Origin of the sequence: Butyricimonas sp. BSD2780061689_150309_C8, assembly GCF_015560935.1 — a bacterium.
Classification (GTDB): Bacteria; Bacteroidota; Bacteroidia; order Bacteroidales; family Marinifilaceae; genus Butyricimonas; species Butyricimonas paravirosa.
Window position 1 is genome coordinate 26193 of the sequence record NZ_JADMSV010000001.1, and the last position, 22957, is coordinate 49149.

Consider the following 22957-nt stretch of genomic DNA (forward strand, 5'->3'; position numbering starts at 1 on the left):
ATATACAATTCGGGGGATTTGTTCTCCCTTCACAAATCCCCCGAATTTTATTTATTTTTTCAACTCTTTTTCTAACATTTCTTTCAGCTCCGGTGATGAAGGTCGAGGAGCATCGACCGACACGACTCGCCCTTGTTTATCAAATACCATAAACCGGGGAATTCCCTTTATCTTGTAGTCCTGGGCAATCTTACTCCATCCGGATGCATGTACCTGAACTCCTCCCAACTCTTCCTTTTTAATGAAATCCAACCATTTCTGTTTATCTTTCGCTTCATCCACGGAAACACCCAAGAATACCACGTCCGTCCCGTGCATTTCCTGTTCCAACTTCTTCAAATGAGGGATTTCTCCCCGACAAGGACCACACCAAGTAGCCCACACGTCAACCAACACAACTTTCCCCTTGAAATCGGATAACGACACCTCTTTCCCGTTTACATCAGGATAAGTAAAATCAGCAGCAATCGAACCGGGAGCCGTGTCATACAGCGCTGTCCCGATAGCCTCAGCCCGAGCCTTTAGAGAAGGCGTTACCAAGTATTTTCCATAACGATCCATCAAACTTAGATATTGGTCATAAGACTTCAACCCGGCAAATACATTCCGTAACAAATACTCCCCTTTCAAACGATCTGTCTTCAAATACCCTAAACAAGTGCTTTGATAATCTACCGGATCATACTTCTTACCAGACGTCATATATCCAAAACTTGCATAGATACCGATCATTCGTGCTCCTTGAGGAAACAACAACACGTCATCCGTCGTGAACTTATCATCAGATATGATCGTGTTGTAAAATTCCGGCCAATCCTGACGTTCCGGATGAGCTGTTCTAGGAGTTTGTAAGAAATATGCTGCATAATAGTCCACGTCATAATCAATCTTCTTTTTCAATAAAGCATCAAACTCTGCGTTACCGCTCTTTATCTTCTTTTTAATCGAATCAAGTTTAGAAACAAATACGGAAAATTCAGGGAAAAAGTCCTTATAATTACTGATTGTCAGCATAAAATAAACTGATTTCAAACGAACATCAGCCGCAAAATCTTCCCATTTATACAAGGCCACGTTCTCTTTAGTATTCTTTCCCGCCAACTCGGCCTTGTTTTCCAAAATATTAATATTGATTTTATCGCCACCTTTCACGTAAACCACAAAATCCATCTGTTTATCATTACCTACCGTGTAAAACCCCGGCTTTTCCGGGCAAAACAAAAATCCATAAGAACCATCTTCTGCCACCATGGTCGAAGCATAAGAATGTGTCGTCCCATCTTCTACACGATAAAGATGAACTTTCTTCAAACGATCATTTTTCACGAAACCCTTTATTTCCGTGTACTTTTGTGCATATAGCACCACGCCCATACAGGTTAAAAACAATAACAAACTAAATTTTTTCATACTCCCGATAATTATTTAAAACATACTAGTGATTTAGGCGGACAATGGCAAATGCCATCATCCACCTTATTTTCAAGCCAATTGAAAATTCTTTACAAAACAATGTTATTTACGAAGCATAACATATCCGGCTGTCCCTTTACCGGAATAAACAAACACGGGCTCCGTTTCGATCTCCGGCGTTTGCCCGATTACATTAAAACGATACAATTTCCAACCCGTCGCACTATTTGTCAATACAACCAAATGATTGAATTTCTCATCTTCCGGAGCATTGTATGCACTAGTTGCATTTACAATATAAACTATTTCTTCTCCCGGAAAACGTTTCAACTCACTTTCACGATTATCTATTTTGACATTCTTATACACCTTCAACACATCTCCATCAGCCTCTTTCTTGGAATAATAAATACAACTGGCATATAAAGAAGTGCCCATAACTTTTGCCTCAGGCATTTCACAATGTGCCGGAACAGTATCAATATCCACGAACGGGTAGTCAGACATGGAATAAACCATGTCAAATACATAATACTCGTCTTTATTCTTATTCTTCATTACAGCAAAAGCCGTAGAAGGAACTCCTTCATTCCTAACCAACATCCGGATCATATCCACGTCCATATTTGTCGGGGAAATACCACCCTCTGAATCTTCTGAAAACAAATTCATAGAACTACCACTAGACGACGTGTTATAGAACGTACTTGTCTCCTTATCAAAAACCATCACCCCATAATAGCTCATCACCATATCAGGGTGTACCTTATACAACCCCGGCTTAGCATATCCCAACATTCCGCTATTTGATGACATTCCATAAATCGAATAAACTTTTCCAGCATTAATGGCATAAAAATCAGAGCTAATCATGCCACAATTTTCCGGTTTACACGTTTCTGGAACTTCATAAAAATAATCCTCATAGTTATAAAACAGATCCATGTTGTCAGCATTAAAAATCTTTATATCCTGATCACTATAAATATGGAAAGCTTTCTTGTTAACCAGCTGAGTCGTCGTTCCATCCGGGTTCTGAATAACGGGAGTATAACGGGAAGACTGATATGCCATTTTTACTGGTTTCCCTTTTAATCGTTTTTGTCCAAAAGTAGTGATCAAATCTTCTATCTTCTCCCCATCCATAGAGATATAATCAATATCCGTTTCTCCATTTTCCTCCTTCATCACGTACCACCCCGTACTCACATCCGATTGAACTGTCATCGACACTTGTTTTCGAACATAAATATCCAACTTTGGATCCCGAACCTCATAAACCAAATTATATTTTCCCGACTCGTATGTTACTTCAAATGATAAATCTCTCTTTAAGGAAAGAGTATCTCGTTGTGGGGCAAATCCCGCTGTTTCAGAAGGAGATGCATACCACAGGTATATGTAACGAGATTCATCATCCATATTCTCTAATACCGGAGTAATATTCAAAGTAGAACGAATAGCTACCGTGGTATCTTCAAACCCGGAAATCGTCACAGGAAGTAATTCTTCTTTCGAAATATAACTATAATTTCCCCGGTCATCAATACAAGATTGCACTCCTTGAAGAGACACCATTAAGCCTATCCCTATCAATATATTCTTCAGTTTCATAATCAATTTCATTTTAATCATTCAAAAGTTACCAATGTACCGTCAGCCTCACTTAATGGATCATCCGGGTGATTCGTATTATACTCCAATAATTTTTGTATCACTTTAGACGCCATATAATTAGTATAATCAGAACTCTGATACCCCCCGTCAAAATCCGTGAACCCGGTATTATCTATGATAAATTTCATTTTCACGGACCCCCAAGTTGGTCCGAAATAATATTTCCAATAAGAGTCCCAATTTGTAGGTTTTACCGCCATAGACGTGGTCTTTACAACAAAATTCGTCCACTCGTCAATTCCTGATCTAAAATACTCATTCTCCCCAATCTTCAACTCAATCCGAACCTCTTCCAATTCCAAAGAAGGATCACGCAGAACAATTAAAGGGAAACTTTTACGCACACTCCCTTTAGGAATCTTTAAATGCTCTAACATTTCCGGATCATTAAAAGCCACGAAATGCTTTCCGGCAACAGCCGATCCCGGTTTCCCCGCATTCGTTTGTTCCAAAACAAAAGGCCGATCCGTGTCTGTCGGGTATCCCATCGTCAGAATCTCTACAAAAACCGTATCTCGCATTTGATCATCCGGTTGGATAAAAAAGGTATGAGCAATACTATCTTGTTGTGTATAATACGAATTTTCAAAATACAATGCCGGGTCATTTTCATACTCTAAGGCTGTATTCTCCTTACAACCGATTGTACCCACAATCAGTAAAAATATCAATATCGTTGCAATTCTTATTTTCATAATCTCACTTTTTACTAATCAAACACGCTTTGGCTCTTAGGAATCGGAAGCAAGTAAGCTCCTTCTGGAATAGTTTTATTCTTGGGCCAAGTAAATCTGGTAAAATTGTGTTTCTTATAGAAAAACCACATTTGACCTTCCCCGAAAAATTCTTTCCGATATTCTTTCTCTAACCGATTTATAACATCCTGTTCCGTGACCAAGGAATTATCAATTGAAATATCCAGATTTCGAGCAACCCGATAAGTCTTGAAATAGGTCGGAGCTTCTGACAAAGGCGAATCCTCAACCAAAATCAAATACATCTCGGCCAAACGAAGTAATGGCACAATATTCAAAGCAACATAGGTATCGCTCCCGGTATATTTTCGGAAGTGATTCACTTTATTCGAATTTTGATAGGTTTTCTCTTCCCAATAACGATTCGCTTTATTTCTTATATCGTCCGGATGTATGCTACTTTCATACGCCGTGTTAATATAAGCCACCGTTTGCCTCAAACTTGCATTTTCATCTTTAAACAAAGGTTGTACAATAGCTTGATGCTGCGAATTATGAACACCGAAAAGATGTTCTGATTTCATCACCAGATTTCCATTTGAGCCATACGTCGATTCTGTCGCCAATGTAAATTTAGATGTGCCATCTTCGTTTTTGGCATCGATCACCTCTTTTGCAAATTTTACTGCATTTTCTTTATCACCGATCCAATGATAGTAACGGGCTTTTGCCCCTTTCACGGCATAATAATTGAAACGTACCTGTCGATAGAATTGCCATTCATCCAGAGGTTTCCCTTCCCAATCGTACGCCGGTTGATTCAACTGCGTATTTGACCCCACTAAAATCGGGTCTTTCTCCAAAAGCTTTTCCGCGGCATCCAGATCCCGAATAATCTTCTCACATACTTCCTTGTAGGTAATCGTATGCAATTTACCAGGATCTTTTGTCATCTGTTCCTGATAAGGAATAGCCGGAGAACCCGCTGTTGCCTTTTCAGGCATGGGACCAAATAAACGTAAAAGCTCCAAGTGAAGAAATCCCCGTAATCCGAGAGCTTCACCTTTTATCAAAGCCTCATTTCCATTCGTAAACGTCACACCAGTTGTTTCCAGATTTCCCAATACATTATTCAAATGCACGATACATTGGTAGTATTTCTTCCAAAGCTTTTCTATCGCCTCTTCAGATTGTTCATGTGTATAATCAAAAGCACATATATTATAAATCAACGATACCTTATCTGTTGAAATAGTCCAATGTTGTGCCAACATTTCGGGAATATACATGGAAGCATCCCGACCGTAAAGTTCTTCTGCCGCCAATTGAATATACGCCCCTGTCAAAGCACTCTTGAATCCTTCCTCGTTAGCGTACATATCCTCCTCTTTCATCTCGTTCCGAGGACGCACGTCCAACCAATCGCTACATCCAGATCCTATTGCCAATAACAATAACAGGATACAGGCATATTTCTTTTTAATCATATTTCTCATAATCATACTCTTTTAAAATCTAACGGATAAAGACATTGAAAACTTACGCGAAAAAGGATAAGATAAACCTCTCTCTTGTTTTATGGATGAAATTCTAAACACGTCCTCCATGTAACCTGTTATAGTTAAATAAGAAATACCAACTTGGTCTAACCACTTGGCACTCCAGTCATATCCCAGCGAGATAGAACGACATTCTAGCGTGTTCTCGTCCATTACGAAACGACTTGTTGCATTCGTCGTCGTGAAATCCCGAACACCCTTGAAGAAAGCATTGTCTCCCGGATTTTTCCAACGATCATACAACACGCGTTTATCTGCATTATCAAAAGGTTTGATATTCTCTACTTTACTAACTAACGTGTAATTATACATTTGCCCGCCATAACGATAACTGAATATAGCATTTAATGTTATCCCTTTATACCGGAACATTGTATTCAGATTGCCCCAGATCTTCGGTTCATCAATACCACAAGCAACTTTATCTTTCGGATCCCAAGTATATGTTTCGGTTCCGTCTTTCTTGATATAAATTTCTTTACCATTACTCGGATCTATACCTTTAGATTTCACGGCAAAGATCGTTTTCATTGATTGCCCTTCTTCATACATAAAACTGGGATTTCCACCATCCTCCGAACTCATCTGTTCATTCAGAAACTCCAATGAATTCGAAATCTTCTTAATCTCATTCTTGTTGTGAGCCAAAGTTCCACCTATCAACCACATCATATCCCGTTTCGTATCCCGAAGCACGTAAACATTCAAGCCCAACTCGACTCCTGTGTTCGCAACTTGTCCCACGTTAGCCTTGTAACTCCCGAAACCACTGGATGAGGGTAATGTAATATCAGATAACAGATCGTCAGTCACCTTATTATAATAGTCCGCGTTAACACGAATCCTCCCATTAAAAAACTCCAATTCCGTTCCGATATTCAATTGTTTCGTCTTTTGCCATCCCAAATCATTATTCCCCATAGCCATCAAATACACCCCATACCAACCCTGATAACTTGAACCTCCGTAATCTTTAAACGTCGTCATCGCTTGATAAGAATCAAAAGCCTGTGAACCGGAAGTCCCGTAAGAAAGTTTTAATCGAGCTACATTTAATAATTCATTTCCAGCCATAAAACCTTCATGGTGCAAGTTCCAACCAATTCCGACAGACCAGAAAGGAGCGTATCGATTATCACTACCAAATTTAGAAGAACCTTCTATCTTGAAAGAAGCATCTATAAAGTACCGACGATCATAAGTGTAGTTCACGTTAGCAATACCTCCCATCCGTCGAGAAAATCCTTCTTTACTTTTCGGATGGCCATCTTTCTCGTATTTACTTGCCATCCCCAAGAAATCCATATTAATATTAGAAATCCCCTCTGCTAGAATCGTGAAAAACTCGTTCTTTTCTTGAGCAAAATTATATCCCAATCCCACGTATAACTGGTGTTTTTCAGCAAAAACCTTGGAGTAATTCAAGGTAAAATCAGCCTCGTAATTAAAAGTTTCACCCGTTCCATAAGAATAAGTTCCCTTTCGGTCATAATCATCCTCCGAGTAATTGTCGAAATCCGTATGTTTGGCTGATTTATATTTATCCTCTCGATCCGTTTTAGAGGTTATCCCCAAACGTCCTCGAACAAATAATTCTGGCAATATATGCCATTCCACGGCAAAATTATTCTGAACCTGTGTATATCGACTTTCATCTTTACTAGGTAACTTAGCGTTATAAAGTGGATTATACACGAAATTTGTTCTTAAGATACTCAAATAATAATAATCCTCCAGCACCTTAATAATATTGCCTTCTTCATCATAAGGTGTCCAGTAAGAATTAATCTTTGCAAAATCATTAAATGTCCCATAAGGGGAATTATATGAACGGTTAGAAGATACCTGTAAATCATTTTGGAACGTCAAACTTTTATATTTATATGAAAGAAACACATTTCCATTAAATGTTCTCCGGTTTGACCCTTTCATTGCACCGGCAATATCATTATACGACAAACCAACCGAATACCGATAAACTTCATCCCCACCTTCAAAACGTAAACTATGCTTATGCCCGACACCTGTTCTCACGGGATATTTCAACCAATACGTGTTGACACCCCGCTCCGCATCCATTTTACGACGATTATATAAATCCATCATCTCTTGAGTCTGATTGGCATTTACATTTTCATACAATCCGGCAGCCCACTCGTACTGCAATTTCTCTCTGGAATCCAGTAAGTCATAAGATGTAAGATCAGGAGCCTCAATATTTAAACTACCTTTGTAAGTCACCCGGATACGTCCCGCTTCCGGTTTTTTCGTCACGATAACCACAACACCATTCGCACCGCGAGTCCCATACATCGCCGTGGCACTGGCATCTTTTAAAAGAGTGATACTCTCCACTTGATTCTCGTCCAAGTCCATCATCCGTTCCAACGTGATTTCAAAACCATCCATAATAAACAAGGGCTGATTGGCCTTTTGCGTACTTCTGGAATCTTCCTGCAAATCTTTTACCCCAACCCCTAGACTGGAAGAGCCACGAATCGTGATATCAGGTAATTTATTCGGGTCCGAACCAATATCAATATTGTCCGCAATATTAAAACTTGGGTCAATATTCCGGATAGAAGACACCAGATTCCGATTTCCAACCCGTTGGAGATCTTTCGCAGTAATTGTAGTTACCGCCCCCGTGTAACTCTCTTTTGCTTTCGTGAAAATACCGGTAACAACCACCTCATCCATTTCCGTCACATCCTCTTTCAAAACAATCGTGATCGGTTTGTCATTTTTCACCTGAAATTCTTGAGTCTTGTAACCCACAAAGGAGAAAATTAAAACCACCGTATCCTGTTTTGGAAAATCAAACTTAAATTTTCCATCAATATCCGTCACGAATCCCAATTGCGTGTTTTTTATCCGAATCGTTACTCCGGGCAAAACCTCACCCTTCACGTCCTTAACTACTCCGGAAACGGACATCTTTTGAAGAGCTTTCTGTTTTGTCGTGTCAACCGCCACACCCCGTTGGATCACGATCGTGTGATTATTCATCAACCGATAACTCAAATTTGTTCCTTGCAAGCATTTATCCAACACAACCTTAATATCCGTGTCCCGGAAATTCAGATTTAAACCTCCGATTTCGGCAATATGCCGATCCTCATAAAGAAACGTGTATTCCGTGTTTGCTTCCAACAGACGGATCACACTCTCAAAAGAAGCGTCTTTCACAGACAACGTCACTTTTACTTCTTGGCTGTACACCGCAGCCGTCAGCTGCATCGCAGACACGCACATAAACAGGACGATAAACCTCATAATCAACCATGTTTTTAATAACCTTCTTTTCGGGAGAAGATGTACAATTCGCTTTTTTTTCATACATTTGTATTTTAAGTAAAACAATGCCAGTCACACTGGTACTAAAGGTGGAATAGTGCAAGTATTCCACCTTTTTCTTTTTATCTTTTGGTTACATAGATTTCATTATTCTTTATTCTAAACTTCACGCTCCCGGTAGCCTCCAGCATTTCTGCCAGCTTACTAAAATCATCATATCGCTCCACGTTACCGGAAAAACTAACCTGTTTACACCACTCGTCTTCAAAGGTTACTTTCAAATCATACCACCTTTCGACAATCTCCATTATATGCTCCAAACTTTGTTTTCGAAACACGAAATTACCATCTTTCCAAGCCGTGTAGAGAGCAACATCCACTTGTTCTTTTCTTATATCTCCTTGCGGATCAACAATCCCTTGTTCATTGGGTAATAATTCCATGCATTTACGATCATAAGTTGTCAACAACACCTTTCCTGTTACCAGCGTCGTAAATTGACATTTCTCATCCTTATAAGAACGAACATTAAATTCGGTCCCCAACACCCGAACTTCATTCCCATTCATAACCACGATAAAAGGCTTTGTCGTATCTCGCTGTACTTCGAAATAAGCCTCTCCTGACAGATACACCCGTCTCTCCTTTCCTACAAAACGTACCGGATATTTCAATTCGGTCTCCGAATTCATATAAACCAATGTCCCATCTTGCAATCTCACTTTAAATTCACCACCTCGGGGTACGCGCATAATATTATAAGCCAAATCACCTTCTTCTTTATTTCCAATATAAGATACACCATTCCCCTCCTTCACGATATTTATCCCCTCTTCGCTGGCTAGAGAGTCTACGGTTTCCGTACCCAAAATCACTTTATGCCCATCTGCCAATACCAATTCCGCCTTTGTTACTCCCGGAGCAATTGTCACCACTTCGGCTACCGGATGAATTTCCTCCTTATCTCTAGTCAGATAAAAGCCAATTCCAACAACGAATAAAGGCAATACAATTGTAGCTGCATACCTCATACACCGCCTCAAAATAGAATGTTTATACTCTTTCGTATTCCTATCTACCCGCTCCCAAGCCGCACGTTTATTTAATTGTCGAATGATTCTCTGCCGCTCGTCCCGATTTACCCGCCCCTGCACACGATGATATACTTCTCTATTTTCAGGACTTTCCTCCAACCACTTGTCTAACATAACTTTCTCTTCCGGAGAAATACATCCCTGCAAGTCCTTCACTATCAACTGAGAAACTTCTATACCTTTTTCTAAATTTTCCATCTTCCAAATTTTTGATTCGATCAAAAAAGGATCGTTTAATGACATTGAAAGATGAAAATGAAAGACAAATACTAACGAATTGATAATTAGAATAAACGATTTTTTAGAATTAAAAAAAACGAGCCCAGAAGGCTCCTATTTACAAACGCATTAAACGATCGTTTTATCCTAATACAATTCACAACAAGATCAGGGTGAAAACCTAATTCAAATTTTATTGATTATTTTATAACACATCAAGAGCATTTATTACAAAATCACCCTCTAAAAGCCAAATTTCCAACAAATTTAAACAATTCTTTTTACGATCATCACATTCTGAATTACCAATATCTAGTATTTTTATCCATTCTCGGTAAAGTTTAAACAAATTCGAAACTATCGGGATAACAAATGATGGTAAAGAATGAAATCCTAACAAGAACCTAAAGTAAACTGTAGGAAATCCTAGGGAAATAATCCCACTTATTCGAAGAACACTCGAAGCTCCCTCAGAGCTTCGCCATCCCCCAATGTCTGAGCAACGATTAAGCTTCGAATGAGCTCTGAATGAGTGAGATTATTTGGGTTGCATTACCTCTTTATTTAGGTTGAATTAGGGTATAACGTGTAGAATCTATTTCCATTTTTCACCCCAAAAACGCTCTGAACTGTATTAGTAGTAAAAAACTACTTATGAACCCACATCAACTTTGGTTAATTACCCAGTACTCTTTCACGGAAATATGGCGAAATAAAACTTTCCGTGTTACATTCATGGTCTTGATCCCTCTACTCATCGCATACCAGGTATCATTCCAAAGTGACATGTTCAACATTCCCGTCGAATACACCCTTGTCCTATCCTCTTTCATCCCCACACAAAACGCTTACATGTTTAACCTACTCTTAGTATTCCCCCTTGCCACCATGGGATTCTGGGTACACAAGCAAAAAAAATACAACACGCTGGAAGCCCTACTCGTTCATCCGCAAGGAAACGATACCTACTCGACAGGCTTTATACTCGGGATCATCATTGCCTTCATGATCATGGGAAGTATCTCGCTCGCCCTAGCCGGGTTAATCAATCTTTTCGCCTCCCCGACCTCTTTCCAGCCCCTTATCTATTTGTTCTACTTGGTGACACTATTCCTTCCCACCATTGTTTTCGTCGTGGGTATCACCTCTTTCCTTGCCGCTCGTTGCTTTAAAAACGGAACCGTCACCACCTTTTTTATGCTAGTTTACCTCTCCGTGGATATCCTCTTCCTATCCACCCTTTACCACGGGCTATTCGATCCTCTCGGCATCCTCCTTCCCTACACGTTTTCCGGCTTCACGGGGATGGCCGATTTACCCGGTTTTTTGCTCCACCGAACAACTTTCCTCTTGCTGGGAATTGGGTTCATCACGCTCGCCATCAGTGGCCTGCCCCGTATCCCCAACAAGATCAACGGCCGCCAACGGGCTGTCTGTTCCGGGATACTCTTACTTTTCGTGGGATTATTGGCAGGGTTTATCACGTACAACCATCACGAGCAAGTCGAACGACGCCACGCACTCTATGAATCCGTGTACGAGAAGCACGACTCTCCAAACAAGATGAACATCATCACTCATGACATCCGGTTTACCTACCAAGAGAAACAGGCTCATGTGGAAAGCCGGATATCGCTACATAACCCGACTGGCACAAACCTATCGAAAATCATCCTTTACCTGAACCCCTCCCTAGAAGTTACAAGCATACAAGAAAACCTATCTCCCGTGCCTTTCACGAGAGAGGCTCAGGCTATCGTGATCTCCCGACCTGTTTCTCCCGGTGATACTCTCACCCTTAACATTCAGTATCAAGGAACTATCGATGAAGGAATCTGCTACCTCTACATCCCGAAACGACAGAAAGAATTTGACATTGATAACCGTCACTATCTATCCTGCAGGTTCGGCCATCGATACGCCTTCCTCGAAAAAGATTACATCTTGCTCACACCCGAATGCCTCTGGTACCCGGTTACTTCTCCACCCGTAAACCCCGCACATCCCTATAACACCCCGTGCGATTTCACCCGCTACACCTTAACCGTCGATCACCCCATCCGACTTACAGCTATTTCCCAAGGCTCACGCCACGAGACGGCATCAGGTACCCGGTTTGAAAACGAACACCCTCAAAGGAACATATCGCTATGTATCGGGAAATACGAGAAACGGGAGATAACCGTGGACAGCGTGACCTACGAGCTGTACATGTCAAAAAACAACTTCGAGGTTCTCTCCTCGATTGAACAACAATTAACTTCACTCCCCGACAAGATCAGGGATATGAAAGAGACCATAGAATATGAAAGAAAATCTTCCTATCTATTTAACCGCTTGCGCCTCGTAGAAACCCCGGTTACCTTCACCTCCCACTATCACCCGGCAACAGGAGGAAGCGAGATGATACAACCCGAAATGGTATTGTGTCCGGAAAGAGGGATCGGTATATTAAATGGAAGAATTAGAGCCTTTGCTAAGAAATGGTTACGTTTTGAAATATCTGAGTGGATTGAACCTTTCAAATATAGTATATACTGGCGACTTAACAATGAACATATTCTAACATCTTGGGAAGAAGGCCCACTCTCCCACCTAAAGTTAGGAACAACATGGCATTACGAATCAATTTACAACATATACAACTTCAATCCTCTATTTTTTTATTGCATAAACCATATTTACTCTCACAAATACCCAACGATCAATAGTCTCTTAAATCAGATCGTGAAAAGACCATGGGAAAACAGAAATCCCAATGCAGCACCTCTAGACTCCCAACAAAAAGCCTTGGACTATTTAAATGGGAAAAGTTATCGGACAGCTCTCTCGGATAAGACACTTTCCTTTGAGATCATAAATCAAATTAATGAACTAAAAGCAAATGATCTACTCTCACAAATCATTCTTAAAGGAACTACCTCCACGGATTTTCACGTATTCGTACAAGATTTTATGACAACCAATCGTTTCCGACAAACTGATTTTCAAACTTTTGACGATGCTTTTTCAAAAAAATTTGGATGGCACCTATCCGAAATTTTCCCGGAATACTTTGACTGTCAAGAGCTACCCGCTTTTCAAGTAAAAAACTTTCGGGTAAAACGAATTTTATCACCCACAGAAGAAGAAGGAGATCCTTGGACTCCTCACACCAAATTTAGAATGGAATTTGACGTTTTAAACCAAAGTGATGTGGATGGAGTCATTGCTATGCACTTAGGAACTGCCATTTTCAAAGCTGGACCTGAACATCAGATCGACAGGATTCTCTATACACCTCGCACATTTTCTGTGAAAGCCAGAGAAGCCAAAAAAATTATATTTATATGTCCGAATCCAGTTATTTCACATAGCATTTATACCGGGTTGTCAAAAAACCGTCCAAACATTTTTGATATTCATGATAAGACGATCACGCTAGAAAAAGGAATAGAATCCACCAGAGACACCAGCACTGGGGAAGAATCCATCTCTCCCACAATCTTCTTTCCGCCAAAAAATGAAATCATCGTTGATAACGAGGATAACAATTTTCAAATCACGGATCCTCCAGCCCCCTGGCTAAAACGTTTCCTAAGGCTAGATCATAATCACCACACGCATTCCTCTACAGCAGTATCCCATTGGGAATACACTCTTATGCCCGACTGTTTCGGAGAATATTGTTTGAGCTGTCTCAGAAAAAGAACAGGTAAAGGAGAAGGTTTACTGACCTGGACAACTCCCATTAACAAAAAAGGTAAATACAAGATATATGCTTATATTCCAAATATCTCTCATCGTCACGAACGCAGTAGAAGTATGATTACCCAAGAACCCATTCGGGACATACAATATTGCTACTCCATATCCTACAACAACAGAGAAAAAAAGATTAAAGTCCATGCACCCCAAACTTCCAAATGGGTGTTCATTGGAGAATTTATGTTACCAGAAGGAGAATGCTCGGTCTCCCTATATGATATCGGTTTACCCGGACAATGGGTTGTGGGAGATGCTATAAAATGGGTTTATCAAAAACCGTAATCACTCACCAACCACTTGATTCAATAGTAGGAGTAACATCGTTACTTCTGCTATTTTTTGTTTTAATTTTTTATAGGCGATCTTTTTCTGCGTTTTCACCGTGTTCTCCGAGACTCCCAACAAGCGCGCAATTTCCTCGTTATCTTTCCCTTGCATGGCAAGCTTGAAAATTTCCCTGCATTTCGGTGCCAATTCTTGTTCTGTCTCAGCCAATATCCGTTCTGCCTCTTCTTCGATCACGTAATTGATAAAACAAACCTGTGATTCCAGTTCCTGCACTCCTTTGGCCATATACTCACTCTTCACCCGCTCATGTTTCAAATGATTCAGTGCGTTATTACGGCTGACTTGATACAAAAAGGATTTCACATGAGCCGCGGATGCCATTTCCTCCCGATTATCCCACAAGGAAATAAACGCCTCTTGCACACAATCCTCACAAACAGAAAGATCATCAATAAAACGGTGCGTGAACAAACACAAACTATGATAAAAAGTATCAAAGATCTGTTGATACACTTTTCTGTCACCAACCGTTAATCCTTGGATTTTTATTGAAGTTTGTTCCTGCATACACTTACGCTTTATTTATTTCCTCTTTACGTAAAACAAAGATAGAAATGAAAATGTAAAAACGAAATGATTTATTTCATTATGTTTCAATATAGTCTCTTTTTCTTTATAAAATTAAAATCTATTTATAAATTTAAGGGGCTATATAGCCCCTTAACACAAACAACAGACAATATTAATTACAAGAAAATAATTCTCATTCACACACAAACTATTGCCCTGTATTCATTGAAATATATTCTCTCAGAGACTCATTTTCTATATTTGCCTCCAACATGAGAACCAACTTTTGTAAATCCTCCTCTGATTCCATTTCCGTTTTCAGATATTTTAATACCGGGAACGCAATATTCATCGCTTCGTCATCATGAAACAATTTAAATCCTTTTTTACAACGGCTATACAAGCCCTTTACATCTTTCTTCAGATAGGCTTCCGTTATATCAATACATGCAGACAACTCTTTTCGTTTTTCCAACTTAAAAGATTTAATCTCGTTTTTCATGTTTACCACATCTTCTATTGTACTTTTTTTATCATACCCTTTCAAGATATAACTCAACTGATTATAATACACGGCATATAACTTATTATCAACCTTCGTTTTACCCAAAGACCGGATGAACTCCTCCCGATGATCTACCAAATATTTAAAATGATCTGTTCCCTTTTTAGTCAACGCCGGACTTTCAAAAATAAACCAGTAACTACTATCCACCTTTTCAGACTCATCCAACAATCCCAATAGGACAGCACTCACTTCCTTCGCCTTATTCTCCTCATATATAGACAACAGAGACTGAATATACCTTGATATGAAAGCCTTATCCCGGTTTCCCTCTTCATACAATCGGTCCAGATACCCCGTGGAATTCTCTTCTACCATTCCTTCCTGTACACGTCTCAAAAATGCATCCGCCTCACCGGAACCGAGTAATTTGTGATACACGCTACCATCAGGACGTAAAATCAAGAACGTCGGGAAAGCTCGTATGCTGTAACGTTTGGCTAATTCCGGCCCTTCACCTTTCTCCATATCAACCTTGAGACACACAAAATGCTCGTTAAAATAATCACCCACAATCTCCTGCGGGAACACATTTGAAGTCATGTATTTACAAGGACCACACCAAGAAGTGTAACAATCCAGGAATACCATACTTTTTGCCCTTTCCGCTTTCTTCAAAGCTTGTTCCAAAGTCAGATCCTCCCAATACACTCCGACAGAAGCCAACTTCTTAAAACGACTGAAAAAAGATTTCAAATATCCTTTTAAATTTTCTCCGGCTGCCGATTCCACGAACTGATCTCCCAATGCAGCAATTCTTTGCCATTGCTGTTTATCTCCCTTTTTCTCCACAAATTGCAAAGAAGTTGCCAAAGTCCACAGTTCTGCCTGTGGCAAATTCTGTACTTCCCGTTCCAAAATTGAAATCATCTCATTTACATCCTCATTACAACGGGCATAAGCCAAGGCCAATTTAGTTCGAAGGTATTCCTTACCCGGCAGGTCATATTCATTCAATTGCTGTTGCATCACATCCAACCGCCCGACATCCTCTTTCTTTGCAAACCCAGCAACATAACTATATAACATACCGGAATAGGCAGAAGCAATTTTCTGATTTACTTTTTCTTCCCCGATACTCTTTTCAAAAGCCGCTTTATTCTTTAACAGAAAAGCAAAATTATCGGATGTCAAAGGAGAAAGGAAACTATCCTCGTATATTACCCAATAAGGCTTAGCCATTTTTTCTTTAGAAGTCAAACGCTTTACCAATTCATCCGCCACCACTTTTAAACGCTCATTATCATAGGTATCTTGTAACGTCAATACATAATCCAACATACGTTTTTTCGTCATCTTTCCGGTCTTGTACTCCTTTTCCAATACCTCCAATGTATTTTCTTTCTGCAAACCTCTCTTTACCCGAAGAATGAACTCTTGAAGTTCTCCGCCTCCAACAACCCGATACGTTTCCTTCCCCTCCGGATTCAAAAGTAAAAAGGTCGGGTATGCCCGTATTTTAAATTGCTTGGAAAGTTCCTTTCCTTCTCCTTTCTCCATATCAAACTTGACATTCACGAAATGAGCATTAAAAAAGTCCCCAGCTTCCTTTTGAGGGAATACCTCCTCCGTCATCATTTTACAAGGGCCGCACCACGTCGTGTAACAATCCATAAACACCATCTTTCCTTGAGCTTTTGCTTGCTCCAAAGCCTCCTTCAGCGTGATTTGCTTAAAATCGACTCCTTGCGAAAATAGCTGAAAATAGCCACATACGCATATCAATAAACACACAATTCTTTTCATACAGTAATTTTTATTCATATTATACAGGGACTGTCCTCAAAGTCATTTCTCCAACTCCCTCCCCCCTTCGGGGTACTCCCTCTATAAACAGAGGGAGAGTTGAAATACTCTCTATCTTCAGAATGAGTCACCAGCACCTCCTTTGTTTATAGAGGAGGTGGCACGAAGTGACGGAGGAGTTTTTTGAAATCTAATGACTTTTTGGCCAGTCCCTGTTCATTGAATTTATTCTTTAATCCTAATCCCGTCAAGACAGAAATACGGTGGGGTCCTCATCCGACCGGTTCCGGCCTCTATATCCGATGATGCCACATGGAATACAACTTTCGACACTTCTCCCAAGGAACTTAAATCCACCTTATACCAATCGTTAATCACCAAGCTCCAATCCGGATGATTCGGATCACCCTTCCGGGTACACAAATAAAACTCTACCTGACCGGTTTCTGTCTCTCCGTTATATCCCGTAACGATCAATTTGTAGAAATCCTTATCGTCATCCACCATCTTCTTCACACCTCCCGGAACATTCGTGAACCATACCCCTTTTTTATTCGCACTACCCGGAATATTGGGATTAGCAACCGGCTCTTCTTCTGTTCCGTACTGATCCCCATATACTAATGCCAAATAAGTATAAGTCGTATTGGCCACTAAAATATGTTCTACCACGGCCGGAGTTCCCAGCGTAAAATAAGTATCATCGCCCTCAACCCGTCCAACAGCATATACTTCATTCGCATTGGGAAATCTCGTGTACACACTATAAATATTTGAATCCAAAGCCTCTTGAGTAGCCGTCCACGTAAAGGAACGGTTATTCCGGTTCGAATAAGCAAACCCGGCATACGTCCCGTCATTATTTTTCTTTGTATTAAACGTTACGGAATTCCTGTGAGCCGCTTTCGAAGTAAAGCCGCCGTCCGGGATCGCATGAGTAAAACGATCCAACTCCAGTTCATTCAGCGTCACATCATTCGGTACAGGCGCCAGCACATCCTTATCATCGGAACATGCCATAAAAGCTATAATTAGAATGAATATAAACCACAAATTTCTCATAAATCTCATATATTTACTTGTTTTGTCAAACATCAATTACCAAGTTCCGGATTCTGTACTGCCAGAGGATTTTTTAACCGTTCGTTCTCCGGGATCGGCCAACAATACTGATTTTCAGTGAAATTCACATCCGGTTTCAGCGTATATATCCAAGGTTTATTCTGGGCTGCACTGGCATCCGTGTCATTTATAAATCGCAAAGAGGCAAAATACTCGCTTCCATTTTCCAAGAACTGTTCTACCCAGATTTCCCGGAATATCGCTCTCAACAAATCTTTCTTACTTCCGGGAGATAAAGCTGGTAACACAGGGTTTGTCCGGCATGCCCGCATATCATTCAAAGGCTTCAATGCTTCTTCCAAAGAATAATCATCCAAACGGGCTTTCAACTCAGATTCCATAAGATACAACTCGGCATAGCGGAAATAATAGGTCGCGTATGGAGCATCTTTCGCATCATACCGTCCTCCATGATATAATTTCACCGGAGTAAACACCATCTTTGTATCCCAAGTCTCGGGAGCCCGGGCGGAATCCATGACAACCTCGTAACGGGGATCTTCTTCCAGCCACCCGGTTGCAATATCCGAATAGGTATTATTATAACCGATATTATACGAATAGTCAAACTCGTAACTCGTCGTGCTGGCAAAATCTCCCAAATACCTTGCCCACAAGACCTCTTTCGAATCCCAACCCACTTCATACATGGCTGCTATATCCGATTCCATCTGCCAACCGGAAGGTGCATCCCGTTTTACAGTCTCCACTAGTGTCAACGCATCCTTCAAATCTTGCGTAGAACCACGCATTGCCCCTCGATAAAGTAAGATTTTTGCCTTCAACACCTGTGCCATCTGACGGGATAAACTACGAGAAGTCGTGAAGTCCGGCATATTGGCGATTGCATCATCCAAATCTTCAAAGATCTTCGTGTACGATTCCCCGACACTACTACGAGGTACCTGCAGATTACTCAAATTTGACATCTTATCCCGATACAAAATTCCATAAGCCGAATCATCCGCATCCCACCATCTCCCGAACAACCAGAACAAATTCGTGTAAGCCCAGCCCCGCATACACCGGGCTTCAGCCAACATTTCCTGCTTACGTTCCGGTGTCGGAAACTTATTCTCTGCCAAGTTTGAGATCGCCTCTATTGCCGCATTTGCAGAGTTCACCAAAGAATACAAGGCCTGCCAAGTTCCATCCATGTCATTAGAACCTTCTTTATAGGCCATATTAAAATTAACCGTGTATGACGAGTAAAATCCTCCCTGTGAAGACAAGCGACACCAAGTCGCACCTCCGAATGCAGAGTTGGAAGCTACAATCGAGTACATCCCGTTCAGAATATTTTTTGCCCCACTATAATCCGTGACGGCATTATCCAGTGTCAAATTATGTTTGGGAACCTGATCCAAAAAATCCTCACATGAAGTAAAGAACACGATCCCCAACAACATGATATAATAACTTAATCTCTTCATCATATCTTATTTTAAAGTTATTTTTATTCCCAAATTGTAGGTTCTTGCTGACGGGTAAGAGCTGTAATCAATACCCATATTATAAAATGCACTGTAAGACGTGCTGAAGTTTCCCTGCGGGTCCATTCCCGGATATTTCGTCCAAGTGAACAAATTCGTTGCTTGGAATGTTATATCAATCGCATTCACTATGCTGGAACCGAATAAACGACGAGGCAAACGATAACTAATATTCAAAGCGGATAATCTCATGAAAGATGCATCGTGAACATAGCGATCCGTGATAATGGAATTTGATCCCCAACCATAATACATGGCTCTTGGATAACCCCGATCCACACCCGGATTCATCGTCCAAGACTTCAACACGTTCTTGGATGTATTGTACACGTTCATATCCCCGGCACTATTTTTTTCTTCATCATAGAAACGATCAGCCCCGACCGAATAAGTAAAGGTGGCGTTCACCATCAATCCTTTCCAATAAACCGTAGTACCGAATCCCCCGAAGAAATCGGGATTCGCATTACCTATTTCTGTACGGTCGCCATCAGCCGTGATCTGTCCGTCTCCATCCAAATCCATGATGTACAAGTCTCCCGGACGTTCATAATTATTATTATCCCGGTAATATTGCTGTTGTCCTGTTTCCGGATTCACCGTTTTCAAGGCCACCAACTCCTCATTTGTCCGGATCAATCGACCACCATACTTGTAACCATACAAGATTCCGGTTTTTCCTCCAACATCAATTTTGAAATATTGATATGCACCACCACCAAAATACTCATCCTCACTATTCAATTTTTCCAGTGTCGTAACATTTCTAGCCACGTTGAAATCAAAATCCCAAGTCAAATCCTTCTGAGCATTCTTGATAATATCCACTTTAACGTCAAACTCGAAACCATTATTCTTCAAAGAACCAATATTCTGGGTTACTGAAGAGAAAGAAGACGAATAAGGTACAGGATCACTGTACAACAAGTTATCGACCTTTTTCTGGTAATAACCGATAGATCCCCGGATACGATCATTCCAGAATCCATAATCCAAACCAATTTCTTTTTGTACCTGAGATTCCCATTGTAAAATATCATTCCCCAGCGAAGAGGGTTTTATTCCCGGTGCGTTATTGTACGTCGCTGATCCCATCAACGTTCTCCAGTCATAATTCCCCAAATTCTGTGATCCGGTCTTTCCGATAGAAGCTCTCAATTTCAAGTAAGAAACAATATGAGAATAATCTTTCAAGAAACTCTCGTCGGAAATAATCCAAGCTAAAGCCCCCGACGGGAAATATCCCCAACGTTTATCCGGCCCGAATTTAGAAGAACCATCCGCACGGAAAGTAAACGTCGCAAGATAACGATTTTTGAATTTATACTCCACACGGGCAAAAGTAGAAACCAACGTGTTAGAAGCATAACTTGAAGCTATCGAGTTTTTAGTTGCCGCACTACCCAAATTCGTCAATACCTCATCATCCGGGAAATTCGAACCTGATGCCGACAATCCGTCTGATTCGTACTTCTCAATGGAGAATCCCAACAAACCGACCAGATTATGATCTCCAAACGTGTTAAGATAATTCAACGTGTTATCCCATACATAGGTATATGATTCATTCTTAGAAACCGTTGAAGAACTTGTTCCGTCATCATAATATTTACGGTCGTAAGTCAAATTCTTATTAATACCATACTTCAACGTCCCGTTCGTTCGTAAAGTAAGCCCGGGAATAATATCCCATTCCAACCCCAATGATCCCGTGAAATCTTTTCCTTTCCCTTCTTTCGTATTTTTCAACGAGAAAAGAGGATTCTCCACGTAATAACTGATCATATTGATCGATCCGTCTTCCAGATAAGCCGGGTAATCCGGGCGCATATCCAAAATTGTACTGATCATATCATCCTTGTCATTCGTCACACGGGATGTTGCCCGCAAGCCCAATTTGAAACGAATCACCTCCCGAACAGAGGCATCAAAATTGAAACTACCACCTAACAACTTAGAGCTACCACCTTTCACGATTCCTTTCTGATCTTTATAAAAGAAAGAAGCATTATAAGACGATTCTTTCGATCCCCCGCGGATTCCCAAACTATAATCCTGCGTTGCGGCATTATGTGTCATCAAATCCCACCAATCGGTATCACCATCATAATAAGCATCCTCCAAGAAGAACTCATCCACTAATGTCTCCAAATCAAATTGACTATTATTCGTGGCAGCGTTAAATTTCGCCTCATCAATATACTTCCGGGTAAAATAATCCAAGGTTCCTCTCGTGAAGAAACTAGCTCGCACGGCAGCTTTTGATAAGGCAATATATTCTTCGGCATTCAACACCCCGAAATCATTCGCATTCATCGTCTGAATCCCGTAACGGGCAGAAAATTCCAGTGTCGGAGTCATACCTTTTTTCCCTCGTTTAGTTGTCACCAATACAACCCCGTTTGCAGCTCTCGAACCATAAATTGCCGTGGCGGATGCATCTTTTAGAATATCTATTGTCTCTACATCCGACAAATTCAAATTATACAAGGTGTTGGATATATTACCGGAAGTCCCAGCCGAATATTCGGGAACCCCGTCAATCACCCACAACGGTTGAGAATCTCCGGACAAAGAAGAAGATCCCCGGATAATCACCGATACCGGCGAGGTCGGAGATGCCGAACCAATCATCACGTTCACACCCGGAGCCCGTCCCTGCAACATGGATTGAATAGAAGCCCCCATCGGTGCCGTTTCGATTTCTTTCTTCCCTAAACGAGATACCGCCCCGGTCATATCCTTTGCTTTCGTGGTTCCGTACCCGACGGCCACCACCTCTTCCAAACGATTCACTTCCTCTTCCAGAACCACGTTAATAACCGTGTTGTTACCCACCGTCACGTATTTCGTCTGCATCCCGATAAAAGAAAAACGTAAACGCACATTACTCATTTCCGGATAGGTCAACACGTAATTTCCCTCGATATCCGTTACCACACCCAACGTGGTACTATCAATCAATACGGAAACTCCCGGCATTGGAAGTCCTTCCTTATCCGTAACCCGTCCTTTCACCTGTTTTTCTTTCTTGTTCTCCTTTTGCACCTGTGGTTTCTCTCCCAACGGAACAATCACCACATTCACGCCTACCACGCTAAACGTCAAACCGGACCCTCTTAAACATTCCGTCATCACCTCCCGAATGTCGGAATCCTTGAAGTTCAAGGTCAAATTACCCACAGATTCCACCTGACTGTTTTGGTAGACAAACCTGTAATCCGTGGATTTCTCCAAAATGCTCATTACCTTTTCAAGAGATGCCTTTTCTACCTGCAAAGACACTTTAGCATCCTGACCAAATACCGACGCCGAAACCGGTACAACGCTTAAGAGTAGAAAAAACATTAAAAACCTCATAGCTAACCACATTTTTAACAACCATCTAATCCGAAGATGGACACAATTACCTGTTTTTTTCATACATTTGTAAAGTTTTAAAATATAACAATCCCGGATTTTACCGGATTTA

12 protein-coding genes are annotated in these 22957 nt (G+C 40.8%); 1 reads left to right on the top strand and 11 read right to left on the bottom strand.

Translation table 11 applies throughout. The features are described 5' to 3' along the window. Positions 1-51: 51 nt before the first annotated feature. The 6 genes from I2I33_RS00090 to I2I33_RS00115 form a co-directional block, all read right to left on the bottom strand. The gene (locus I2I33_RS00090; protein ID WP_087421368.1) at positions 52-1410 is read right to left on the bottom strand and encodes a TlpA family protein disulfide reductase; all 1359 of its coding nucleotides are present in this window, start codon (positions 1408-1410) and stop codon (positions 52-54) included. Between the two features lie 105 nt (positions 1411-1515). Continuing rightward, the gene (locus I2I33_RS00095; RefSeq protein ID WP_162613800.1) at positions 1516-3027 is read right to left on the bottom strand and encodes a PKD-like family lipoprotein; all 1512 of its coding nucleotides are present in this window, start codon (positions 3025-3027) and stop codon (positions 1516-1518) included. Positions 3028-3044: 17 nt separating this feature from the next. Continuing rightward, on the bottom strand, positions 3045-3785 hold the full coding sequence (locus I2I33_RS00100; RefSeq protein WP_087421366.1) for a DUF4843 domain-containing protein: 741 nt from the start codon (positions 3783-3785) through the stop codon (positions 3045-3047). Between the two features lie 14 nt (positions 3786-3799). After that, positions 3800-5281 carry a RagB/SusD family nutrient uptake outer membrane protein gene (locus I2I33_RS00105; RefSeq protein WP_162613799.1) on the bottom strand — a complete coding sequence of 494 codons (1482 nt, stop codon included), beginning with the start codon at positions 5279-5281 and terminating at the stop codon, positions 3800-3802. Between the two features lie 12 nt (positions 5282-5293). Continuing rightward, positions 5294-8683, bottom strand: coding sequence for a SusC/RagA family TonB-linked outer membrane protein (locus I2I33_RS00110; protein WP_087421364.1), 3390 nt, complete (start codon positions 8681-8683; stop codon positions 5294-5296). A gap of 80 nt (positions 8684-8763) precedes the next feature. Continuing rightward, positions 8764-9933 (bottom strand): FecR family protein, encoded by a 1170-nt coding sequence (locus I2I33_RS00115; RefSeq protein ID WP_162613798.1) that lies wholly within the window; start codon positions 9931-9933, stop codon positions 8764-8766. A gap of 675 nt (positions 9934-10608) precedes the next feature. Between I2I33_RS00115 and I2I33_RS00120 the strand changes: the two genes are divergently transcribed. Then, positions 10609-13983 carry a hypothetical protein gene (locus I2I33_RS00120; RefSeq protein ID WP_087421362.1) on the top strand — a complete coding sequence of 1125 codons (3375 nt, stop codon included), beginning with the start codon at positions 10609-10611 and terminating at the stop codon, positions 13981-13983. On the opposite strand, the gene I2I33_RS00125 is transcribed toward I2I33_RS00120, so the two are convergent. From I2I33_RS00125 to I2I33_RS00145, 5 genes are all read right to left on the bottom strand, one after another. Continuing rightward, entirely contained in the window at positions 13984-14556 is a 573-nt protein-coding gene (locus tag I2I33_RS00125) for an RNA polymerase sigma-70 factor (RefSeq protein WP_087421361.1), read from the bottom strand. A gap of 211 nt (positions 14557-14767) precedes the next feature. Next, on the bottom strand, positions 14768-16870 hold the full coding sequence (locus I2I33_RS00130) for a thioredoxin domain-containing protein (RefSeq protein WP_162613797.1): 2103 nt from the start codon (positions 16868-16870) through the stop codon (positions 14768-14770). A 225-nt stretch (positions 16871-17095) separates the two neighbouring features. Further along, positions 17096-17932: a DUF4465 domain-containing protein gene (locus I2I33_RS00135; protein ID WP_195666704.1), complete on the bottom strand. Its 837-nt coding sequence runs from the start codon at positions 17930-17932 to the stop codon at positions 17096-17098. 32 nt (positions 17933-17964) lie between these two features. Continuing rightward, complete coding sequence (locus I2I33_RS00140; protein WP_158571837.1) at positions 17965-19425, bottom strand: RagB/SusD family nutrient uptake outer membrane protein; 1461 nt, start codon at positions 19423-19425, stop codon at positions 17965-17967. 6 nt (positions 19426-19431) lie between these two features. Then, on the bottom strand, positions 19432-22845 hold the full coding sequence (locus I2I33_RS00145) for a SusC/RagA family TonB-linked outer membrane protein (protein ID WP_229128132.1): 3414 nt from the start codon (positions 22843-22845) through the stop codon (positions 19432-19434). Between the last annotated feature and the right edge of the window lie 112 nt (positions 22846-22957).

Bases quoted from the DNA above. Each gene is read 5' to 3' on its own strand.
- I2I33_RS00090 (WP_087421368.1), bottom strand. From the start codon at position 1,410: ATGAAAAAATTTAGTTTGTTATTGTTTTTAACCTGTATGGGCGTGGTG.
- I2I33_RS00095 (WP_162613800.1), bottom strand. From the start codon at position 3,027: ATGAAACTGAAGAATATATTGATAGGGATAGGCTTAATGGTGTCTCTT.
- I2I33_RS00100 (WP_087421366.1), bottom strand. From the start codon at position 3,785: ATGAAAATAAGAATTGCAACGATATTGATATTTTTACTGATTGTGGGT.
- I2I33_RS00105 (WP_162613799.1), bottom strand. From the start codon at position 5,281: ATGAGAAATATGATTAAAAAGAAATATGCCTGTATCCTGTTATTGTTA.
- I2I33_RS00110 (WP_087421364.1), bottom strand. From the start codon at position 8,683: ATGAAAAAAAAGCGAATTGTACATCTTCTCCCGAAAAGAAGGTTATTA.
- I2I33_RS00115 (WP_162613798.1), bottom strand. From the start codon at position 9,933: ATGGAAAATTTAGAAAAAGGTATAGAAGTTTCTCAGTTGATAGTGAAG.
- I2I33_RS00120 (WP_087421362.1), top strand. From the start codon at position 10,609: ATGAACCCACATCAACTTTGGTTAATTACCCAGTACTCTTTCACGGAA.
- I2I33_RS00125 (WP_087421361.1), bottom strand. From the start codon at position 14,556: ATGCAGGAACAAACTTCAATAAAAATCCAAGGATTAACGGTTGGTGAC.
- I2I33_RS00130 (WP_162613797.1), bottom strand. From the start codon at position 16,870: ATGAAAAGAATTGTGTGTTTATTGATATGCGTATGTGGCTATTTTCAG.
- I2I33_RS00135 (WP_195666704.1), bottom strand. From the start codon at position 17,932: ATGAGAAATTTGTGGTTTATATTCATTCTAATTATAGCTTTTATGGCA.
- I2I33_RS00140 (WP_158571837.1), bottom strand. From the start codon at position 19,425: ATGAAGAGATTAAGTTATTATATCATGTTGTTGGGGATCGTGTTCTTT.
- I2I33_RS00145 (WP_229128132.1), bottom strand. From the start codon at position 22,845: ATGAGGTTTTTAATGTTTTTTCTACTCTTAAGCGTTGTACCGGTTTCG.